Source organism: Schaalia georgiae DSM 6843, from assembly GCF_000429245.1.
Lineage (GTDB): Bacteria > Actinomycetota > Actinomycetes > Actinomycetales > Actinomycetaceae > Pauljensenia > Pauljensenia georgiae.
Genome location: NZ_AUBM01000012.1, coordinates 26,359 through 42,991, shown reverse-complemented (window position 1 = coordinate 42,991; position 16,633 = coordinate 26,359). Strand labels below are relative to the sequence as shown.

Genomic DNA, 16,633 nt, shown 5'->3' with positions numbered 1-16,633 from the left:
CGGGGAAGCGGCTCGTCGCCGCTGGAAGGAATAATATGGGTTACGTGGTAGGCATTGTCGTGGTCGTCGTCGGCATTCTGGCGTCGGTGGCGCTCCACGAAGTGGGGCACATGGTGCCAGCGAAGAAGTTCGGGGTCCTGGTCCCCGATTACGCGGTGGGCTTCGGCCCCGCGTTGTGGAAGAAGAAGATCGGGGAGACCACTTACGCGCTGCGCGCGGTGCTGCTAGGAGGGTACGTGAAGATCCTCGGCATGTACCCTCCTGCCCGTGAGGGCGCGCGCACGCTCAACCGCAAGGGCCGGCCCACTCTGGCCGAGGAGGCGCGCCAAGCGAGTGCTGAGGACCTGCCCGAGGGCCAGGAGGCGCGGGCGTTCTACAACCTGTCGGCCCCGAAGAAGATCGTTGTCATGGTGTCGGGGCCCCTGATGAATCTGCTGATCTGCGTGGTCCTGTCGGCCATCACGATGATCGGCATCGGCGCCCCCCGGGCATCGACTACCCTGGCGGCCGTTTCCCAGACGGTGGCGAGCGCTTCGGGCGAGGTCGCCGGCCCGGCCCACGAGGCGGGGGTGCGCGCCGGCGACGTCGTCGAGTCGTGGAACGGGACGCCCATCGCGTCGTGGTCCGAGTTCCACGAGGCGATCGCGGTCTCCCCGGCGGGCGAGCCGCAGCAATTGGGCGTCAAGCGCGGGCAGGAGCACCTCACCTTCGAGGTGGTTCCCGTGGAGGGCCAGCAGGGCCGCGTCGTCGGCGTGACCGCGGGGTTCGAGTACGTGTCCGCGTCGCCGGCCGATGTGGTCGCGGCGGACTGGCAGATGTTCACCTCCACGGCCAGTGTGGTCGTGCGGCTGCCGCAGGCGGTGTGGAACGTGGGGCGGTCGCTGTTCACCGACGACGCCCGCGAGGCGACCAGTGTCGTGTCCGTGGTGGGCGTGGGCCGCATGGCGGGGGAGGTGACCGGGGACCCCTCGTCCCTTGGCCTGCGCGACACCCGCCAGGTCGTCGCCGTTCTGCTGAGCCTGCTGGCGTCCTTGAACATGGCGCTCTTCGTGTTCAACCTCATCCCGCTGCCTCCCCTGGACGGCGGGCACATCGTGGGCGCCTGCTACGAGTGGGCGCGGGGCGCGCTCGCCCGGGCCCGCGGGAAAGCGGACCCGGGGCCGGCGGACACGGCGCGCATGGTTCCGCTCACGTGGGCGGTGGGCGGTGTGCTGGTCGCCATGAGCGTCATCCTCATCGCCGCCGACATTATCAAGCCGGTTTCTTTGGCCTGACGCGGGAAAGCGGGGGCCACGGGGCGCGGCGCCAGCCCCGCCCCGCCCCCGGTGGCCGCCGGAGCGGTGCGAGCGAGCGGCCGACTGGGGGATAATGGGCCGGTGAGCGCAATCAACCTCGGTATGCCCGACGTCCACACGACGCCCTTCCCCCGCAAGAGCACCCGGCGCATTATGGTCGGGGACGTGCCGGTCGGCGGCGGGGCGCCGGTGTCGGTGCAATCCATGACGACCACGAAGACTCATGACATCGGCGCGACACTGCAGCAGATCGCGGAGCTGACAGCCGCGGGCTGCGACATCGTCCGCGTCGCCTGTCCGACCGACAAGGATGCGGCGGCGCTGCCCGTCATCGCCAAGCAGTCGCGCATCCCGGTGATCGCCGATATCCACTTCAAGCCGAAGTACGTGTTCCAGGCCATCGAGGCGGGCTGTGGCGCGGTGCGCGTCAACCCGGGGAATATCCGCAAGTTCGACGACCAGGTGAAGGACATCTGCAAGGCGGCTTCGGACCACGGAGTGTCCCTGCGAATCGGTGTCAACGCGGGCTCGCTGGACCCCCGCCTGCTCAAGAAGTACGGTCGGGCCACGCCCGAGGCGCTCGTCGAGTCCGCGGTGTGGGAGGCGTCGTTGTTCGAGGAGAACGATTTCCACGACTTCAAGATCTCCGTCAAGCACCACGACGTCCTCACGATGGTGGAGGCCTACCAGCAGCTCTCCGAGCGCGGCGATTGGCCGCTGCACCTGGGCGTCACGGAGGCGGGGCCCGCCTTCCAGGGCACCATCAAATCGTGCGCGGCCTTCGGGGTCCTGCTCGCCCAGGGCATCGGCGACACGATCCGCGTGTCGCTGTCCGCCCCGCCAGTCGAGGAGGTCAAAGTTGGGACGAAGCTGCTGGAGTTCATGGGCTTGCGCGACAAGACGCTGGAGATCGTCTCCTGCCCCTCGTGCGGGCGTGCCCAAGTTGACGTGTGGACCCTGGCCGAGAACGTGACGGAGGGCCTGAAGGAACTGACCGTCCCCCTGCGCGTCGCCGTCATGGGCTGCGTCGTCAACGGCCCCGGCGAGGCCCGCGAGGCGGACCTGGGGGTGGCGTCGGGCAACGGGAAGGGGCAGATCTTCATCCAGGGGAAGGTGGTGGAGACCGTCCCCGAGGACCAGATCGTGGAGACCCTGATCCGCCGCGCGAACCTGTTGGCCGAGGAGATGGGCCTTGAGCCCGGATCTGGCGCCGTCGAGGTCGCTCCCGTCGGACAGCGCAGCACCAGCACACCTTAGGAGGAGAACATGCGCATACGCAGTGCCATTGCCGTCACCGCCCTCGCTGCCGCCGCGGGCGTCGCCGCCACGGGTTTCCCGCGCCGCATGGGGCTCACCGCCTCGCAGGCCGCCGTCTCACTGCCCGGCGATCTGCTGGTGCCCGGGGCCGACGTGGTGGCTGACCGGGGCATCGAGGTGCCCGCCCCCGCCGCGCTCGTGTGGGAGGTGCTGGACGCCGCCTTCGAACCCGACGGATCCGTCGATGTGGTGGCGCGGGAGAGGGGCGAGTATGTGCTGCTCCGCTCCGGCGGCCCCGACTCCCCGGAGGGGGAAGGGGGAGAGTCGTCGTGTGTGATCGCCCTGCTCCCCATTACCGTTGGCCGCACCCTGGTCCACATCCGCGAGCGGCACAAGGCGGGGGAGGGGAGCAGGGCGCGGCTGTGGGCGCGGATCGTCGCCCAGTCGTGGGCCACGGCCTCCCTGCTGCGCGAGATCCGCTCCGCCTCGGTGGCCCTCGCCGAACGCCGCGCCTGGGGCTCCCGCGGCGGCTGACGGGTTCCGCCTCGTAACGGGCGCCCCCGCGCCCGCAGGGGTAGTATGGGACGGCCGCGGCGCCAACGGGGATGCCGCCACGATCGAAGGGGAATGGGATGGTCCACTCCGCGTCCGCGCTCGTCCTCACCGCCACTGGCTGCGCCATAGGCGGGTTCTGGCTGTGGATGTGGAGCGGAGCGGGCGTTTTCGCCCGCAGGGCCGGCGTGCTGCGGCTGTCCTCCGCCCGGGATTCGCCCGCATGCCCCGTCCAGCGCGTCGTCTGGCCGCAGCTGCCCCTCCTGGCCGCCCTGTGGCTCGCCACCGCCGCCCTGGCCTCCCGGGAGGCCGCGGGGTGGGACGCCTCCGCGCAGTGCGCCGTCGTCTTCGCCCTGCTGGGGGCGATGGCCCTCGTCGCCGTCATCTGCCTCTACTTCGGGGCGCTGCCCGAATGGGCATACCCGGGGTGGATGGCCCGGCGCTACTACCGCGCCCACCCCGACAGGGCCGTCGCCGAGCTCGGCCACGCCAGGGCGGTCGGCCTCGCCGCGTGACCGGTTCGCCCGCTCCCATCCCGGATGCCCCTGTTGCGACCGCTCACCCGCCCGGCGGGCGGCGTTCCCGCTCTGCGGCCCCCGGTGCCCGCGCCGTGATCCCGCGCCCACCGCTGGGCCCGTTTCCCCTGTGTCGGCGCGTTGCCCTACTCTTGGACCATGCTGCGAAACTACTCGACACTCTTCCTGCGCACGTTGCGCGAAGATCCGGCGGACGCCGAGGTCAACTCCCATAAGCTGCTCGTGCGCGCGGGCTACATCCGGCGGGCCGCGCCCGGGATCTACACGTGGCTGCCCCTGGGACTGCGCACGCTGCGCAAGGTTGAAGGGGTCGTCCGCGAGGAGATGGACCGCATGGGCGCCCAGGAGGTCCACTTCCCGGGGCTGATCCCCGCTGAGCCCTACAAGGCGACGAACCGCTGGGAGGACTACGGGCCCACCCTGTTCAAACTGGCCGACCGCAAGGGCGGGGACTACCTGCTGGCCCCCACCCACGAGGAGATGTTCACCCTGCTGGTGAAGGACATGTACTCCTCGTACAAGGACCTGCCCACGACGCTGTACCAGATCCAGACGAAGTACCGCGACGAGGCGCGCCCGCGCGCCGGCCTGATCCGCGGGCGCGAGTTCGTCATGAAGGACGCCTACAGCTTCGACATCGACGAGGCGGGCCTGGAGGCCTCCTACCAGGCCGAGCGCGACACTTATGAGCGGATCTTCACCCGCCTCGGACTCGAGTACGTGATCGTGTCGGCCATGTCCGGGGCGATGGGCGGGTCGCGTTCGGAGGAGTTCTTGCACCCCAGCCCCATCGGCGAGGACACCTTCGTGCGCTCGCCGGGCGGCTACGCCGCCAACGTCGAGGCAGTGACCACGCCCGCGCCCCCGGAGGCGGACGCCTCAGGCACGCCGGCGCCGCGCGTGGTGCCCACCCCTGACTGCCCGACCATCGAGTCGCTGGTCGCGCTGCTCAACTCCGAGCAGCCGCGCGAGGACCGCCCCTGGGAGGCGGCCGACGCCCTGAAGAACATCGTCGTGGTCCTCACGCACCCCGATGGGGGCCGTGAGCTGCTGGTCGTGGGCATTCCGGGCGACCGCGACGTCGATATGAAACGGCTCGAGGCGTCGGTGGCGCCCGCCGAGGTGGCGATGGCCACGGACGCGGACTTCGAGGGCCACCCGGAGCTGGTGCGCGGCTACATCGGCCCGCAGGTGCTGGGGCCGAACGCCCCGGAGGGCGCCGACCCCGTGCGCTACCTGGTGGATCCCCGGGTGGTGGCGGGCACAGCGTGGGTGACCGGAGCGAACCAGGACGTCCACCACGTGCTCGACCTGGTGATGGGCCGAGACTTCACCGCGGACGGCACGATCGAGGCGGCCGAGATCCGCGAGGGCGACGAGGCGCCCGACGGCTCCGGCCCGCTGCACGTGGAGCGCGGCATCGAGATCGGCCACATCTTCCAACTGGGCCGCAAGTACGCCGAAGCGCTGGGGCTGAGCGTCCTGGACGAGAACGGCAAGAGCCAGGTCGTCACGATGGGCTCCTACGGCATCGGGGTCACGCGCGTCATGGCCGCCCTGGCCGAGGCGAACTGCGACGGCAAGGGGCTGAGCTGGCCCGCGGGCATCGCCCCCTTCGACGTGCACGTCCTGGCCACTGGGAAGGACGGCGCGGTGTTCGAGGCCGCTTCCTCCTTGGCGGCCGCGCTGGACGCAGCGGGGCTCGACGTCGTCTTCGACGACCGCCGCAAAGTGAGTGCCGGGGTGAAGTTCGCCGACTTCGAACTGGTCGGCGTCCCCCTGGGGGTCGTCGTCGGCAGGGGCCTGAAGGCCGGCAACGTGGAGGTGCGCGTGCGCGGCACGGGCGAGTCCTTCGAAGTGCCGGTGGACGCCGCCGCCGCCAGGGTGGTCGAACTGCACGGACAACTGATGGGAGCGAACTGATGGCCATTCGTCCGATCCGCATTATCGGGGACCCGGTGCTGCGCACTGTGTGCGATCCGATCACCGAGGTCACCGACTCGGTGCGGACCCTGGTGGAGGACCTGCTGGAGGGCGTCGATATGGAGGGCCGGGCGGGACTGGCCGCCAACCAGATCGGCGTCGGCCTGCGGGCGTTCTCCTACAACATTGACGGGCAGATCGGGTACGTCCTCAACCCGACGATCGTCGAGCTGTCGGAGGACGAGTACCAGGACGGCGACGAGGGCTGCCTGTCGGTCCCCGAGCTGTGGTACCCGACCAAGCGGGCGTGGTACGCGCGCTGCGAGGGCACGGACTTGGACGGGCGCCCGGTCGTCCTGGAGGGCGAGGAGCTCATGGCCCGTTGCATCCAGCACGAAGTGGACCATTTGGATGGGCACCTCTACATCGACCGTTTGGAGCGCAAGGTCCGCAAGAAGGCGCTGCGGGACATCCGCGACGCCGGCATGTGAGCCCACCCGGAGGACGGCACGGCCCGGCCCCGGGCGGCCGTCCTCCGCGCCGCGCCCGCGACCGACTGGAGGGGGCGGGCGCGGTGCCTTACAATGGAAGCACACCGTTCGCCGCCCCAAGGGGCGGCGCGTGGCCGCCAGATGAACGCGGGTCAGGACGTAGGGGAAGACGATCCTCACCAGCGAACTGGAGGAACCATGAGAGGGACGTACACCCGCGGTGTACTTTTCGTGCACTCGACACCGCCCGCGCTGTGTCCGCACATCGAGTGGGCGCTGGGCACGGCGCTCGGACAGGAGGTCCACCTCCAGTGGTCGGACCAGGGGGCGGCGCCCGGAATGGTGCGCTGCGAATTCGCGTGGGTCGGCCCCGTCGGCTCGGGCGCCCGCCTCGCTTCCGCCCTGCGCGGCTGGGAGCACCTGCGCTACGAGGTGACGGAGGAGGCCACCGCCTCCGCCGACGGTGGACGGTGGTGCCACACGCCGTCGCTGGGTGTTTTCCACTCGCAGATGGACACGGCGGGCAACGTCGTCGTCTCCGAGGACCGCGTCCGCGCAGCGTTGGAGTCCGCTTCGACCCTGGGCGAGCTGCGCGAGGCCCTCGAGCTGGCGCTCGGCCAGGCGTGGGACGACGAGCTCGAGCCCCTGCGCCACGCTGGCGCTGGCGCTCCCGTTCGCTGGCTCAACAATCGCGTGGGCTGACGATGGGGACGATCGCCGACCTCTTCGGCGACCAGCTGCGCGCCACCGTGGCGGCGGATCACGGGGCCGACGGCGCAGCGGGGGAGCTGGTCCCCGCCTCGTCCGGCGGCTCCAAGGCGGACCTGGTCGAGGAGGCCGCCATGGAAGCGGTCCTGGAGGAGAGCGGACTGGAACCGGGCAGCGCCCGCGCCGACTTGACTCTGCGCGGCGACTTGGACCTCGACGACCTCGGCCTGTGCGCGGTGGTGGCCCGCTTCGAACGGGCCGCGAACGCGCGCTGCCCCGATGCCGAGATCGAGCAGTGGCGCACGCTGGGGGACCTCCTGTCAGCGGCGCGCGCACTCGGAGGGGACAGCGGGCAGTAGCCGTGGCGCGACCGTGCCAGAGCGCCAGCTGCCCATAAACTCGCCCGGGTTCGGTCAAGGACTCGTCCAATGCGCGTAAAGGCTGGAGTTTCAGGGGAAAAGGGCCCTACCATTGGAGGTGCGGCATATTCCCGTGCCACGGAGCGCCCTCGTTGGAAGGAACACTGTTGACCCGCACCGAAGAAGATCTGCTCGGCACCCGTGAAGTCCCCGAAGACGCGTACTGGGGGATCCACACGCTGCGCGCCACGGAGAACTACAGGATCTCCGGGCGCACCATCAACGAGGCGCCCGAACTCATCCGCGCCTTCGCAGAGGTGAAGAAGGCCTGCGCGATGGCCAACATGCAGCTCAAGGCGATGAAGCCCGTGAAGGCCGAGGCGATCATCGCGGCATGCGACGAGATCATCGAGAACGGGAAGTGCCTCGACCAGTTCCCGGTCGACCAGTTCCAGGGCGGTGCGGGCACCTCAGTCAATATGAACGCCAACGAGGTCATCGCCAATCTCGCCCTCGAGATCCTCGGCGAGGAGAAGGGCAACTACTCGGTCATCCACCCCAATGACCACGTCAACCGCTCCCAGTCCACGAACGACGCCTACCCCACGGCGTTCCGCATCGCCCTGTGGCGCAAGGTGAACCGCCTGCGCAAGGCCCTGGACGAGCTCGCCGACGCCTTCGAGGAGAAGGGCGGGGAGTTCCGCCGCATCCTCACCATGGGGCGCACGCAGCTCCAGGACGCGGTGCCGGTATCCCTCGGCGCGGAGATGACTGCCTTCGCCCACACGCTGCGCGAGGAGGACGAACGCCTCGACAACAACGCGGAGCTGCTGCTGGAGACGAACTTGGGGGCAACCGCGATCGGAACGGGCCTGAACACCCCCGAGGGCTACCAGGAGTCGGTCGTGCGCCACCTGCGCCGCATCACTGGCGCCCGCGTGGTGGCCTCGCCGGACCTGCTGGAAGCCACCAGCGACACGGGCGCCTACGTGTCCATGCACGCCACCATCAAGCGCTCCGCGGCGAAGCTGTCGAAGATCTGCAACGACCTGCGGCTCTTGGCGTCGGGGCCGCGCGCTGGCCTCAATGAGATCAACCTGCCGAAGATGGCGGCGGGTTCGTCGATCATGCCCGCGAAGGTCAACCCCGTGATCCCCGAGGTCGTCAACCAGGTGTGCTTCAAGGTCATCGGCAACGACCACGTCGTTACGATGGCCTCGGAGGCCGGGCAGCTGCAGCTCAACGTCATGGAACCGGTGATCGCCCAGGCGATCTTCGAGTCCATCAACCTGCTGGTCAACGCCTGCGACACGCTGCGCCTGCGCTGCGTGGAGGGGATCACTGCGAACGAGGCGGTGTGCCGCGGCTACGTGGAGAACTCCATCGGCATCGTCACCTACTTCAACGACGTCATCGGCCACCACCTGGGCGACGTAGTCGGGAAGCGGGCCGCCGACGAGGGCAAGACCGTGCGCGAGGTGATCCACGACATGCAACTGCTTGCGCAGGACGAGGTCGAGCGCATCCTGTCCCCGGAGAACCTGGCACACCCCAAGTACGCGGGGGCAACGGAGGACTGAGCCCGGGCGCGCGTGCGGCCGGGGCCGGGAAGGCGCTCCCTCGACCCTGCGTCTGTCTGACGCGCGTCCCCGCACACCGCGGAGGCCGGCTGGGCGGAGGCGGTCTGTTGGGAGTCTGCCATGACGCCCCCGCACACGGTGGAGGCCGGAGCCCCCGCAGGGGCCCCGGCCTCGTTCCCCGTCAGTCGGAGCGGCGGCGCTGGCCCATCTCAGCCGTTCCCGGACACGCGCGGGTCAGCGCTGGTGAGCGCTGCCCGGCTTCCCGCGTACTGCCCGGGTGAGATGTGCTTCGAGCGCGTCGAGGAACTGCTGCGGTGAGGTGTCGTCGGAGTGGACGGTGAAATCTCCGCTCGTGACGGACGACGCGGGGGCCGAAACCAGCGCGCACGAGGTGTAGAGCCCCGTCGCCGTCAATCGTTGGCAGAGTTCGACGTAGCGGTCGATATAGGAACCGCGCCGCATAATATGATCTATTTCAAACAAGTACTGAGTGCCATCCCTGTGGGGCCGTGTGGAGGCGCTGTTCTCCTCGACGAACATGAACCAACCAATGAAAGGCGGATCGATCTGGCCGAGTAAGCCCTCGTCGTAGGCGCAGCGAAGATCGTACGCCGAGCCAACGGCTTCCTCAGAGCGGTTGTTGAAGTTGTTCCCCATGGACGTGCCGGCTTGGCTTTTGAACTCGATCACCGCCAGTAGGGCGCCCCGGTGGACTACTGTGACATCCCAGCTCTTCGAGGGACGGAAGAAGCCCGGCAGCGTCACTGCGCGGCGTTCCACCAACACCGAGTCCTTGGGAAGCCCTGCTCGGGGCACGACGTCGCGGATCAGACGGACGAACCCATCCATGTTCTTGCCAGCGGTCACTTGGCCACGACCACCCCGGTCGGCGTCTCCGCGCAGTGCTTGACGCGCACCCGCGTCCTGGCGTGCGGTCCAGAAGTGACGGACGGCCTCCCGCACGGCGGCCGTCACTTGGTCGGTGCTGCTCATGCCGCCCTCTTGATGGTCTTGCTCTCCGATTCTGTGATGCCCAGCGCTTCAGCGAGGAGTCTGCTGTCCGCGATTCCACCGAGTCTGCCCACGCGGCTGAGCTCGCGGCGTGTCCGTGTTTCCAGGCTGTCCCAAGCGGGCAGGTGTATGCGGCGGAGGTTCTGCGCCTGGAACCGGAAGTACCCTCCGCCGAGTTTGGTCGAGTAGGCGCGTACGACGAGCGCGGCGAGCCCGCTGCACAGGATCGCGCGCAGCGCGCGCAGGTCCCACGAAGTGGAAGTGATGTGGTACAAGCCGTGATGGGGATAAACGGTTCCAGCATCGTAGGCGATGGAATCCGCGTTGTCCCGGATGTCGGGTATGAGCAGTTTCGGAGTCGTGGTCAGGGAGGGAACGATGCGGTCAATGGTCCGGTACCACAAACGCTGCGGATCTCGTTTCGCGGTGTGCCTCTTGGCGAGGGGATGCCAGAATCTCCGCAAATACGCGCCAAGGCGGGGGTATTGCGAAAGATCGACCAATGAGCCGTCGTCGGCCCACGGGTTGATGATCCCGCGGCCATCCCACGCCAGGGCCCCGTTGACGATGTCTTTCCCAGTGGCCAATGGGAGTTTCCGGTCATCTTCAACGTCCAGCGCGTCGAGTCGCCCGATGAAGACTCTGTCAGCTCCAGTCGCGACACCGATCCCGATCCTGCAACCGGCGTCCTCAAGAGTGGGGAACGCGTCTTCCAGTCTGCGGATAACGGTCTGCGCAGGATCCGGGGACAGCAGCCACGGTGATGAGCCAGCCGGAGTTGGCAATGGTGCTAGGCGAGGGTCGCTTCGCTCCGGAGTATCGGCCGCGCGCGCGACATCTTGGAGGTAGGCGTCCTCGATGGACTCGATTTGCGCCACCAGGGTGCGGAGCACCGGGGAGCGCCGAATACGGGTGATCGATGTGTATGCCCCAACGGACTTCTCGAACGCGGGGAGCATGTACATGTCGAAATACGCGTCCATGCCGTACTCGTGGGCGATCAAGGCTCGTAGTTCGCGCCCGTAGGCGTTCTTCACCCACGAATCGGAGCAGATGAAGGACAATGTCCCGGAAGGCGACAACAGGGACAACGACCGCTCGAAAAAGGGGACGTAGATGTCAGCGCGTCCGATCATAGTCCTGTATCTGCGGCGGTAGAGGGCGAGCGCTGCGGGATCGAGGGCCTCCTGGCGGATGTACGGAGGGTTGCCCACCACGTAATCGAATGCGCCGTTCAAGGGGACTGTGAGAAAGTCTCCTTCAATGAGCCAACTATCGAGCAACAGATCCGCCTCGGCCGGTGTGAATCCGTGTTCCTGGATGGTCTCACGAAGACACCGACGGGTCGCGGTGAAGGTCGAGTGGTCCATTTCAACCGCGCGGACGCACGGTTCAAGGGATTCTGCGCTCTTCCCACCATGCGAATGGTGGCTCGACAACAGCCTTTCCACGATTCGGAGGAGGAAAACGCCGCCGCCGAAAGACGGCTCCAGAATCCTGCGTGAGGCGAGGGGCGCGTCTTGGCGGTATCCGATGAGGTCCAGCATGAAGTCGACGACTGCGGGTGCTGTGAAGACCGCTCCCCGTTGTTTCTCGCCGCCGAGGGATCCGGGCGGGTTCGGGTCGGTGAGGCTCGCACTGTCCGTCGTCATGTCCTCATTCTTCCATGGAGGGTGCGCACGTGCGGTGGAGGCCGGAGCCCCCGCAGGGGCCCGGCCTCGTTCCCCGTCAGTCGGAGCGGCGGCGCTGGCCCACCTCAGCCGCGCCCGGACACGCGCGGGTCAGCGCTGGTTGGTGCTGCCCGACTTCCCGCGTACTACCCGGGCCAGACGCGCCCGGATCAGTCCTCGCCCGCGTGGTCGGAGCCGGGGACCGCGCAGTTGAACAGGTCGTACTTGTCGATGGCCGCCCGCACGGCGGAGGGGGCCACCTGGCCGCGCGAGGCCAGGGCCGCCAGGGTGCGCACCACCATGGACTCGGCGTCGATGTGGTACCAGCGGCGGGCAGCGCGGCGCGTGTCGGAGAATCCGAAGCCGTCGGCGCCGAGCACGTGGTAGTCGCCGGGCACCCACTGGCGGATCTGGTCGGGCAGCATCTTGTCGAAGTCCGAGGAGGCCACGAAGGGGCCCTCGGCGCCCGCCAGGCGCTCGGCGACGAACGGCGTGCGCGGCTGAGCCTCGGGGTGCAGGAAGTTGTGCTCGTCGGCCTCCAGGCCGTCGCGGCGCAGCTCGGACCACGAGGTCACCGACCACACGGCGGCGTCCACGCCCCAGTCCTCGGCCAGCAGGCGCCGGGCCTCGCGCGCCCACGGCACGCCCACGCCCGAGGCGAGCAGCTGCGCCTTGGGGCCGCCGGAGCCGGTGTGCCCGTCGAGCTTGTAGATGCCCTTGACGACGCCCTCCACATCGAGGCCCGCGGGCTCGGTGGGCTGGTGGATCGGCTCGTTGTACACCGTGATGTAGTACATGACGTTCGGGTCGCGCCCGCCGGCGTCCCCGTACATGCGCTGCAGGCCGTCCGCCATGATGTGGCGGATCTCGTAGGCGTAGGCCGGGTCGTAGTTGACGAAGGCGTGGTTGGTGGCCGCCAGCACGTGCGAGTGGCCGTCCATGTGCTGCAGGCCCTCACCGGCCAGGGTGGTGCGCCCGGCGGTGGCGCCGATGACGAAACCTTTGGAGAGCTGGTCGCCCGCCGCCCAGAACTGGTCGCCGGTGCGCTGGAAGCCGAACATCGAGTAGAAGATGTAGATCGGCACCATCGGCAGGCCGTGCGTGGCGTAGGCGGTGCCCACCACCTGGAAGGCGGCCGCCGACCCCGCCTCGGTGATCCCGGTGTGCAGGATCCGGCCGTGCTCGGACTCCCGGTAGGACAGCATCATGTCCGCGTCCACGGGCGTGTACGACTGGCCGGTCGTGTTGAAGATCTTCGCTGACGGGAAGATCGCGTCCAGGCCGAAAGTCCGCGCCTCGTCGGGGATGATCGGCACGAAGTACCTGCCGACCGACTTGTCCTTCATGAGGTCCTTGATGAGGCGCACCAGGGCCATCGTCGAGGCGACCTCCAGCTTGCCCGAACCCTTCGACAGCGCCTCGAAGGGGCGTGTGGGCAAGGGGGGCAGCTTGGGCTGGCGGTCGGCGCGGCGCTCGGGCACCCACCCGCCCAGCACCTCGCGGCGCTCCTTCATGTACTGCAGGGCGGGGTGGTCGGCGGGGGGCATGTAGTAGGGCGGCTGGTAGGGGTCGCGCTCCAGCTCCTCGTCGGTGATGGGGATCTGCAGGCGGTCGCGCAGCTGCTTGGCGTCCTCGACGGTCAGCTTCTTCATCTGGTGCGTCGAGTTGCGGCCAGCGAAGTGGCTGCCCAGCGCGTAGCCCTTGATCGTGTGCGCCAGGATGACGGTGGGCTGGCCGGTGTGCTCCATGGCGGCCTTGTAGGCGGCGTAGACCTTGCGGTAGTCGTGCCCGCCGCGCTTGAGCCCCCAGATCTGCTCGTCGGTCCAGTTCCGCACCAGCTCCTTGGTGCGCGGGTCGCGCCCGAAGAAGTGCTCGCGCACGTAGGCGCCGTCGTTGGCCTTGAAGGTCTGGTAGTCGCCGTCGAGCGTCTCGTTCATCAGGTGGACCAGGGCGTCGTCCTTGTCGGCTGCGAGCAACTGGTCCCAGCCACGCCCCCAGATGACTTTGATGACGTTCCAGCCGGCACCCTTGAAGAACGCCTCGAGCTCCTGGATGATCTTGCCGTTGCCGCGCACGGGCCCGTCGAGGCGCTGCAGGTTGCAGTTGATGACGAAGGTGAGGTTGTCCAGGCGCTGCTGGGCGGCCAGCTGCAGCATTCCCCGCGACTCGGGCTCGTCCATCTCGCCGTCGCCGAGGAACACCCACGTGTGCTGCTGGGAGGTGTCCTTGATGCCGCCCAAGTGCAGGTAGCGGTCGAACCACGCCTGGTAGATGCCCTCGGCGGGGCCCAGGCCGAGGGAGACCGTGGGGTACTCCCAGAAGCCGGGCAGTTGGCGGGGGTGCGGGTAAGAAGGCAGGCCTTGGCGGGTGGAGGCCTGCTGGCGGAAGCCGTCCATCTCCTCCTGGGACAGGCGGCCCTCCAGGAAAGCGCGCGCGTAGGGGCCGGGCGAGGCGTGCCCCTGGAAGAACACGTGGTCGCCGCCACCGGGGTGGTCCTTGCCGCGGAAGAAGTGGTTGAGGCCCACCTCGTAGAGGGTGGACACCGAGGCGTAGGACGAGATGTGCCCGCCGACCTTGACGCCGGGGCGCTGGGCGCGCGTCACCTGGACGGCGGCGTTCCAGCGGATCCAACGCCGGTACTGGCGCTCCATCGCCTCGTCGCCGGGGAAGTAGGGCTCCTGGTCGACGGGGATCGTGTTGATGTAGGGGGTCGTGTACTCCTGGGGCAGCTGCACTCCGTTGCGGCGCGCCTCGTCGAGCATGTGCAGCAGGACGTAGCGGGCGCGGGGGCCGCCCTTCTCGTTGATGAGCCCCGACAGGGACTCAACCCACTCGCGGGTCTCCTGGGGGTCGTTGTCGGGTACCTGGGGGATCAGCCCGTTGACGACGGGATGGCTCTCATGGAGTTGGCTCACGGCTCACCTTCCAGCTGTGTTGGATGCTGCTCGCGCAGCGCGTTCGTACCCGCGTCGGCGCGCCACGGCACCATCGCATATCGGGACCATTGTCCCACTGTGCGTGTGGAATTGCGAGCGTTCCTTCATCCAGACTCGCCATGAGAATCAACTCATTTTGAGTCGGGGCCGGTGCCCGTTGTTTGCCGATCGGTCAGGGCGGGCTCCGCGCGAACTGCGGCTTAGCCGCTTTCGTCCGGTGCGCCCGCCCGACCGGGTGGAACGGCTGGGCTTGCCCCAGGGCTGCGGGCATGTCCTAGTATGAAGAGGTGATATTTGAAGCAGCGCTCAGCGCCGCGTCCGTGGACGGCGGTGCTCCGACATGCCGATGAACCTGGGATTCACGAGAGGGCAGATCATCCAGGAGTTCTACGTCGATGATGACGTGGACCAGCAGTTGCGCGAGGCGGTGGAGGCTTCGACGGCGGAACAACTGGTCGACGTCGATTACGGCGACGTCGTCGACGGCGCGATCGTCTGGTGGCGCGCCGACGACGCCGAGGAGGAGGACCTCGCGGATGTCCTCGTGGACGCCCTGAGCAATCTGGACGACGGCGGGCTCATCTGGGTCCTCATCCCCAAGCCGGGCCGCACGGGCTCCCTGCCCGTCGCCGACGTGGAGGACGCCGCCACTATCGCCGGCCTGCACTCGACGACGGCCGCGTCCGTGGGCAACCGGTGGGCAGGCATCCGCCTGACCGCCCGCCCCCGCCAACGGTAGGGCGCGCCCGCCTCCGAAAGCGGACCTTCGAGGAGAACGCGGAGGCCGTCGTCTCCGACGCCGTGCTCATCTGGGCTGTCACGCCCTCCGCCGGTGCCGCCGAGGAACAGTGGGTCAGCGGTTTTTGGATCAACGCCGAAGCGTGCGCGATCCACATTGCCGCAGGCAGGACGACCGTGGACATGATGCGCGAATCCGCGACAGTGATGGGGCCGCTATGGGTGGCCGTCGTCCGCTCGGGGGCCGTGGGGGACCACGGGGAAACGGAGCCGCCGCTCACTGCGGACGGACTCGTGGAAGGGGCGCGCGCCCTGGGGATGCCACTGGTCGTCCTCGCCCACCCGGGCGCGGACGAGCGCTCCGCGTGGGCCGGAGCGGCTGTGCGGCGCGCCTTCGACCACGCGGGCATAGGCTACGCGCTGGCGGATCTGTATCCCGGCGAGCCCATAGAGATCGGGATGGGGGAGGGGCAGGCGGACCCCGCCCGCTGGCCGAGTTCCTGATAAGCTGGTCAGCGCATATGGGGCCTTTAGCTCAGTCGGCTAGAGCATCTGGTTTACACCCAGAAGGTCATCGGTTCGAACCCGGTAGGGCCCACCCAGGCGGCGCGCCCACAGGGTGCGCCGCTTCTCCATAGGCACTCTGCCGTGGACACTCTGGATGAGCGCTCGATCTAGTGGAGCGCGCGGACAGAGCGAGTAGGGCCGGATAGCGCGTCGCCACTGCCTCCGGGCAGTCCGCCGCGCACATCGCCTCCCACGCGCCCCGGGTACTGTGGGGCGTATGAGCATCACCGATCAGACGACGGGGGACAGCGGAGCCGGGCCCCTGCTCTTCGACCAGATCAACGCAGCGGCGGAGAACGCGGGGATGCGCGCCAAAGGCTGGCCGCCCGTCTACACGGCGTCCGCCAGATCGCGGATCGTGCTGGTCGGCCAAGCGCCGGGCAGGATCGCCCAGCAGACCCTCAAGCCCTGGAACGACGCCAGCGGGCGCCTGCTGCGGCAGTGGCTCGCCGTCACGGACCAGCAGTTCTACGACCCGGACCTGTTCGCCCTGATGCCTATGGACTTCTACTACCCCGGCAAGGGCCCGCACGGTGACCTGCCGCCCCGCAAGGACTTCGCGCCCACGTGGCACCCCAGGCTCCTGGCCCTCATGCCGCGGGTGCGCCTCACCATCCTCGTCGGCGCCTACGCGCAGCGCTACTACCTGGGGAACTGGGCGGGGCGGACCTTGACCGAGACCGTGGCGAACGCCGCCGGAGCGCCGGACGGATTCTTCCCCCTGGTCCACCCCTCGCCCCTCAATATCGGCTGGCGCAAACGCAACCCGTGGTTCGAGCGGGAGACCGTGCCCCTGCTGCGCGAGGCGGTGGCCCGGGCGCTGGGGGACGCGGAGCCCTCCGATTCGCCGTCGCCGCCGACCGGCGGCCCGGGCGCACAGGGACGCGGGGGGACCGGGTAGCCCGGTCCTCGGCCGTTACCCGTGTTCCGGGCTTCCCCGGGTTCGGCGGCGTGGCCGCTAAACTCGGGGAAGCCACCCGCTCCCCGTGTTCCGCACACAAGGCTCGGAT

At 68.9% G+C, this 16,633-nt stretch carries 15 protein-coding genes and 1 tRNA gene; 13 read left to right on the top strand and 3 right to left on the bottom strand.

Translation table 11 applies throughout. The annotated features are described in order from the left end of the window. The first annotated feature begins 35 nt into the window (after window positions 1-35). From G447_RS0107210 to aspA, 9 genes are all read left to right on the top strand, one after another. Window positions 36-1,274 carry a M50 family metallopeptidase gene (locus G447_RS0107210; RefSeq protein ID WP_026430567.1) on the top strand — a complete coding sequence of 413 codons (1,239 nt, stop codon included), beginning with the start codon at window positions 36-38 and terminating at the stop codon, window positions 1,272-1,274. A gap of 123 nt (window positions 1,275-1,397) precedes the next feature. Further along, complete coding sequence (gene ispG / locus G447_RS0107205) at window positions 1,398-2,552, top strand: flavodoxin-dependent (E)-4-hydroxy-3-methylbut-2-enyl-diphosphate synthase (protein WP_051025753.1); 1,155 nt, start codon at window positions 1,398-1,400, stop codon at window positions 2,550-2,552. Window positions 2,553-2,561: 9 nt separating this feature from the next. Continuing rightward, complete coding sequence (locus tag G447_RS0107200) at window positions 2,562-3,086, top strand: hypothetical protein (protein ID WP_026430566.1); 525 nt, start codon at window positions 2,562-2,564, stop codon at window positions 3,084-3,086. 98 nt (window positions 3,087-3,184) lie between these two features. Continuing rightward, the gene (locus G447_RS0107195) at window positions 3,185-3,619 is read left to right on the top strand and encodes a hypothetical protein (protein ID WP_005871180.1); all 435 of its coding nucleotides are present in this window, start codon (window positions 3,185-3,187) and stop codon (window positions 3,617-3,619) included. Window positions 3,620-3,778: 159 nt separating this feature from the next. Further along, window positions 3,779-5,563, top strand: coding sequence for a proline--tRNA ligase (locus tag G447_RS0107190; protein ID WP_026430565.1), 1,785 nt, complete (start codon window positions 3,779-3,781; stop codon window positions 5,561-5,563). Further along, window positions 5,563-6,054, top strand: a complete 492-nt coding sequence (gene def, locus G447_RS0107185) for a peptide deformylase (protein ID WP_005871165.1) — start codon at window positions 5,563-5,565, stop codon at window positions 6,052-6,054. Before G447_RS0107190 ends, def begins: the two co-directional genes overlap by 1 nt. 198 nt (window positions 6,055-6,252) lie before the next feature. Next, window positions 6,253-6,756, top strand: a complete 504-nt coding sequence (locus G447_RS0107180; protein ID WP_026430564.1) for a DUF3145 domain-containing protein — start codon at window positions 6,253-6,255, stop codon at window positions 6,754-6,756. 2 nt (window positions 6,757-6,758) lie between these two features. Then, a complete protein-coding gene (locus tag G447_RS0107175; RefSeq protein ID WP_005871205.1) occupies window positions 6,759-7,121 on the top strand; it encodes a hypothetical protein in 363 nt (120 codons plus the stop codon). A 167-nt stretch (window positions 7,122-7,288) separates the two neighbouring features. Continuing rightward, the gene (aspA, locus tag G447_RS0107170; RefSeq protein ID WP_005871151.1) at window positions 7,289-8,701 is read left to right on the top strand and encodes an aspartate ammonia-lyase; all 1,413 of its coding nucleotides are present in this window, start codon (window positions 7,289-7,291) and stop codon (window positions 8,699-8,701) included. Window positions 8,702-8,935: 234 nt separating this feature from the next. Here aspA and G447_RS0107165 read toward each other — a convergent pair whose 3' ends face one another. The 3 genes from G447_RS0107165 to aceE all read right to left on the bottom strand — a co-directional run bounded on the left by G447_RS0107165 (window position 8,936) and on the right by aceE (window position 14,297). After that, the gene (locus G447_RS0107165; protein WP_026430563.1) at window positions 8,936-9,694 is read right to left on the bottom strand and encodes a PaeR7I family type II restriction endonuclease; all 759 of its coding nucleotides are present in this window, start codon (window positions 9,692-9,694) and stop codon (window positions 8,936-8,938) included. After that, a complete protein-coding gene (locus G447_RS0107160; RefSeq protein WP_026430562.1) occupies window positions 9,691-11,364 on the bottom strand; it encodes an Eco57I restriction-modification methylase domain-containing protein in 1,674 nt (557 codons plus the stop codon). Before G447_RS0107160 ends, G447_RS0107165 begins: the two co-directional genes overlap by 4 nt. A 188-nt stretch (window positions 11,365-11,552) precedes the next feature. Further along, window positions 11,553-14,297: a pyruvate dehydrogenase (acetyl-transferring), homodimeric type gene (aceE, locus tag G447_RS0107155; RefSeq protein ID WP_026430561.1), complete on the bottom strand. Its 2,745-nt coding sequence runs from the start codon at window positions 14,295-14,297 to the stop codon at window positions 11,553-11,555. Between the two features lie 361 nt (window positions 14,298-14,658). Here aceE and G447_RS0107150 point away from each other — a divergent pair, with 361 nt between their 5' ends. From G447_RS0107150 to G447_RS0107135, 4 genes are all read left to right on the top strand, one after another. Beyond that, the gene (locus tag G447_RS0107150) at window positions 14,659-15,057 is read left to right on the top strand and encodes a DUF3052 domain-containing protein (protein ID WP_005871210.1); all 399 of its coding nucleotides are present in this window, start codon (window positions 14,659-14,661) and stop codon (window positions 15,055-15,057) included. A 62-nt stretch (window positions 15,058-15,119) separates the two neighbouring features. Continuing rightward, window positions 15,120-15,560: a hypothetical protein gene (locus G447_RS11265; RefSeq protein ID WP_243442331.1), complete on the top strand. Its 441-nt coding sequence runs from the start codon at window positions 15,120-15,122 to the stop codon at window positions 15,558-15,560. A gap of 20 nt (window positions 15,561-15,580) precedes the next feature. Beyond that, window positions 15,581-15,654 (top strand) — tRNA-Val (locus G447_RS0107140). 186 nt (window positions 15,655-15,840) lie between these two features. Next, window positions 15,841-16,524 (top strand): uracil-DNA glycosylase family protein, encoded by a 684-nt coding sequence (locus tag G447_RS0107135; protein ID WP_026430560.1) that lies wholly within the window; start codon window positions 15,841-15,843, stop codon window positions 16,522-16,524. Window positions 16,525-16,633: the final 109 nt, after the last annotated feature.

Excerpts from the sequence above, each read along its gene's own strand:
- G447_RS0107210 (WP_026430567.1), top strand. The coding sequence starts at position 36 with ATGGGTTACGTGGTAGGCATTGTCGTGGTCGTCGTCGGCATTCTGGCG.
- ispG (WP_051025753.1), top strand. The coding sequence starts at position 1,398 with ATGCCCGACGTCCACACGACGCCCTTCCCCCGCAAGAGCACCCGGCGC.
- G447_RS0107200 (WP_026430566.1), top strand. The coding sequence starts at position 2,562 with ATGCGCATACGCAGTGCCATTGCCGTCACCGCCCTCGCTGCCGCCGCG.
- G447_RS0107195 (WP_005871180.1), top strand. The coding sequence starts at position 3,185 with ATGGTCCACTCCGCGTCCGCGCTCGTCCTCACCGCCACTGGCTGCGCC.
- G447_RS0107190 (WP_026430565.1), top strand. The coding sequence starts at position 3,779 with ATGCTGCGAAACTACTCGACACTCTTCCTGCGCACGTTGCGCGAAGAT.
- def (WP_005871165.1), top strand. The coding sequence starts at position 5,563 with ATGGCCATTCGTCCGATCCGCATTATCGGGGACCCGGTGCTGCGCACT.
- G447_RS0107180 (WP_026430564.1), top strand. The coding sequence starts at position 6,253 with ATGAGAGGGACGTACACCCGCGGTGTACTTTTCGTGCACTCGACACCG.
- G447_RS0107175 (WP_005871205.1), top strand. The coding sequence starts at position 6,759 with ATGGGGACGATCGCCGACCTCTTCGGCGACCAGCTGCGCGCCACCGTG.
- G447_RS0107165 (WP_026430563.1), bottom strand. The coding sequence starts at position 9,694 with ATGAGCAGCACCGACCAAGTGACGGCCGCCGTGCGGGAGGCCGTCCGT.
- G447_RS0107160 (WP_026430562.1), bottom strand. The coding sequence starts at position 11,364 with ATGACGACGGACAGTGCGAGCCTCACCGACCCGAACCCGCCCGGATCC.
- G447_RS0107150 (WP_005871210.1), top strand. The coding sequence starts at position 14,659 with ATGCCGATGAACCTGGGATTCACGAGAGGGCAGATCATCCAGGAGTTC.
- G447_RS0107135 (WP_026430560.1), top strand. The coding sequence starts at position 15,841 with ATGAGCATCACCGATCAGACGACGGGGGACAGCGGAGCCGGGCCCCTG.